The 1,284-nt window shown below is 59.3% G+C and carries 1 protein-coding gene; it reads right to left on the reverse strand.

Annotated features, from left to right (window positions below; all coding sequences use genetic code 11):
• Positions 1-39 precede the first annotated feature (39 nt).
• Entirely contained in the window at positions 40-1,131 is a 1,092-nt protein-coding gene (locus tag HU811_RS26945; RefSeq protein WP_186659150.1) for a calcium:cation antiporter, read from the reverse strand.
• Between the last annotated feature and the right edge of the window lie 153 nt (positions 1,132-1,284).

Below are 1,284 nucleotides of genomic sequence, written 5' to 3' on the forward strand. Positions count from 1 at the left end.
TCGCGAGCAAGCCCGCTCCCACATTGCTTTTGCGCCGACCTAAAGTCCGAGCAACGACAGCATGATAAACGTCGCGAACAACACAAAATGGGTCATGCCTTCAATGGCATTGGTTTCCCCATCGTTGAGGTTGATGGCGCAGACGATCAAGGTGATGAAGATCATCACCGTCTGCACCGGGGTCATTGCCATCTGGAACGGCTGGCCGGTGTAGAGCGCCATCGCTTCCATCACCGGCACCGTGAGGATCACGGTGGACAGCGAAGCCCCCAAGGCGATATTCACCACCGACTGCATGCGGTTTGCCAGCGCCGCACGCAAGGCGGTAAGGATTTCCGGTGCCGCGGAAATGGCAGCCACCAGAATCGCCGTCACCACCGGCGGCGCCCCGGAACCTTCCAGCCCCAGGTCGATAGCTTTGGACATGACTTCGGCCAACGCCCCGATCACCACGACGCCAAACACCAGCGCCGCGATGGAGAACGTCAGGCTGATGGGTTTCGGCTGGTTTTCCACCGGCTCTTTGCGGCGGCGTTTTTCCGGGTAGCTGTAGCTGAAAAAGTAACTGTGAGGCCCCACCTGCATGCGCAGGAACAGGGTGTACAGCACGATCATCGCGCCGATGGTGAATGCCGAATAGAGCTTCCAGCTCTCTTGGGGAATGAACTCCGGCACCACCATCGACACGCCCATGGCGGTGAGAATCATCACGCTGTAGGTGCGCGCCGAATCATCGTTATAAGCCTGCTCGCCATGCTTGATTCCACCCATCAGCGCGGCGAGGCCAAGAATGCCATTGATGTCGAGCATCACCGCTGAATAAATGGTGTCGCGAACCAGCGTCGGCGAGGCTTCGTTGCTCATCATGATCGCCAGGATCACCACTTCTACCAGCACCGCCGACAGCGTCAGGATCATCGTGCCGTAGGGATCGCCGACCTTCTCTGCCAGCAGCTCGGCATGGTGGGCAACACGCATGGACGCCATGACGATAAAGCCGATCAGCACCAAACCGCCGATCAACGCCAGGACCTGCCCGCTGCCCAACAGCCAGTGTTCCAACGGGAAGGCGACACAGGCGGCGAGCAAGGCCAGCAGCAACAGTTTTTCTTGCTTGATCAGAGTCAGCATCGCGGGCCTATCAACGTGGGCAGGGTCTTGAGCTACTGACTATGGGGGGACGCGAACGTTTCGTTCGGTGTGGTGCACCAGGGGGTGGCGAGTGAGAAACCGGTGCACCTTTATTGTTCTCAGGGGCCTCATCGCGGGCAAGCCTTGCTCCCA

This window comes from Pseudomonas tehranensis (assembly GCF_014268615.1).
Lineage (GTDB): Bacteria > Pseudomonadota > Gammaproteobacteria > Pseudomonadales > Pseudomonadaceae > Aquipseudomonas > Aquipseudomonas tehranensis.

What these genes read in the sequence shown, in the direction of transcription:
- HU811_RS26945 (WP_186659150.1), bottom strand. Translation starts at nt 1,131, where the DNA reads ATGCTGACTCTGATCAAGCAAGAAAAACTGTTGCTGCTGGCCTTGCTC.